Annotated in this window: 2 protein-coding genes; both read left to right on the top strand. The window is 61.7% G+C overall.

What is annotated here, in order from left to right:
• Window positions 1-84 precede the first annotated feature (84 nt).
• A complete protein-coding gene (gene istA, locus HX830_RS31230) occupies window positions 85-1,110 on the top strand; it encodes an IS21 family transposase (protein WP_177104668.1) in 1,026 nt (341 codons plus the stop codon).
• Window positions 1,107-1,889: an IS21-like element helper ATPase IstB gene (istB, locus tag HX830_RS31225; protein ID WP_152742433.1), complete on the top strand. Its 783-nt coding sequence runs from the start codon at window positions 1,107-1,109 to the stop codon at window positions 1,887-1,889. The genes istA and istB overlap by 4 nt, the downstream gene beginning before the upstream one ends.
• The last annotated feature ends 74 nt before the right edge of the window (window positions 1,890-1,963 follow it).

Raw genomic sequence — 1,963 nt, 5'->3', positions numbered from 1 at the left:
TGTCATCGCCAATGTAAAACTGACCCCCTAACGCCGAAGCAAATTTGACCCCCTGGGCGATCATGGTGGCTTTGAGCTGCCGAGATGTTGACCCAGGAGCAGTCAGTGGAAATCAGGGTATTGGCCCGTCAGGGCATGGGCATCAAGACCATCGCGCGCACTCTCGGGCTGTCGCGCAACACCGTTCGCAAGTACCTGCGTGGCGAAGCCGAGCCACCGCGTTATCCGGCACGGGAACCGCGTCCGGCCAAGCTCGATCCCTTCAAGACCTATCTACAAGAGCGTATCGAGGCGGCCCGGCCACATTGGATTCCTGCCACCGTGCTGTTGCGTGAGATCCAGGCTGAAGGCTATGCAGGCGGCGTCAGCCAGCTAAAGTCCTACTTGGCGCCATTCAAGCGCCCACGCCATGACCCAGTGGTGCGCTTCGAGACTTCGCCCGGCCAGCAGGTGCAGGTAGATTTCACCACCATCCGCAGGGGCCGCAACCCGCTTAAGGCTTTCGTCGCCACGCTTGGCTACAGCCGTGCCACCTTCGTCCGCTTCGGTGCCCGCGAGGACAGTGATGCGTGGTTGGACGGCTTGCGTGAGGCCTTTGTCTATTTCGGCGGGGTGCCAGAGGAGGCGCTGTTCGACAACGCCGGCGCGATCATCCTGGAGCGCGACGCCTATGGCGTGGGCCTGCATCGTTGGCATCCCCGGCTGCTGGCACTGGCCGATGAATACGGCTTTCGCCCTCGTGTTTGCCGACCCTATCGGGCCAAGACCAAAGGCAAGGTCGAGCGCTTCAACGGCTACCTCAAGGGCAGTTTCATCACGCCGCTGGCGGCCACGCTCAAGAGCGCGGGCTTGCCGTTGGATGTGGCCACCGCCAACGCGCATATCGGTCGTTGGCTCGACGAAATCGCGCATCAGCGGATTCATGGCACCACAGGAATAAAGCCAGCGATACGCCTGGCTGAAGAGCGTGATGTCTTGCTGCCCCTGCCAGCTGGCGGGGTTATGACAGCCCCGGCGATCACCTCGCTGCGGCTGGGACGGGTTCTACCGCACGAGAGCTTGCAGCACCCGCTTTCGGTCTACGATGAGTTGCTGGAGTGGAGCCGATGAACCTGCAACATGCCCGCATCATCGAGCTGTGCCAGCAGCTCAAGCTTGAACGGATGGCTGTGGACTGGGCTGGCTTGGCACAGCAAGCAGCGACTCAGGAACAGAGCTTCGCCGACTTCCTGGAGCAGCTTCTGCGCGCTGAAGCCGAGGCACGCACCGAGCGCTCGCGACAGACCTTGCTGAAGATGGCGACACTGCCTGCCCTCAAGACATTGGAGCAATACGATTTCGCCTTCGCCAGCGGTGCGCCGCGAGCGCAATTGCAGGAGTTGGCGGGGCTGAGCTTCGTCGAGCGCGCCGAGAACATCGTCCTGCTCGGGCCCAGCGGCGTAGGCAAGACGCACTTGGCTTGCGCCTTGGCCTATCGTGCGACCCTGGCAGGTATCAAAACCCGTTTCATCACCGCCGCCGACCTGATGCTGCAACTCGCTGCCGCACATCGCCAGGATCGTCTGAAGGAGTATTTCAACCGCGCGGTGATGGGCCCTCGGCTGCTGGTAATCGACGAAATTGGGTACCTGCCTTTCGGACGCGACGAAGCCAATCTGTTCTTCAACGTCGTCGCCCGCCGCTACGAGCGCGGCAGCATGATCCTCACCAGCAACCTGCCGTTCACCCAGTGGGCCGGCACCTTCGCGGATGACCAGACGCTGACAGCAGCGATGCTCGATCGGCTGTTACACCACGCACACATCGTGCAGATCTCGGGCGACAGCTATCGCCTCAAGGACAAACGTAAGGCCGGTACCAGCCCGACACGGGCAGTGAAAACCGTTTAGAAACAGGCCGAGGGGGTCAAATTTCAATCGGCGAAAAGTGAGGGAAAGGGGTCAGTTTTGGGCCGGCGTTGACA

It is taken from the genome of Pseudomonas gingeri (genome assembly GCF_013385425.1).
GTDB classification, from domain to species: domain Bacteria; phylum Pseudomonadota; class Gammaproteobacteria; order Pseudomonadales; family Pseudomonadaceae; genus Aquipseudomonas; species Aquipseudomonas gingeri_D.
The sequence above is the reverse complement of the archived record's forward strand: the minus strand, read 5'-3'. Positions and strand labels throughout refer to the sequence as shown.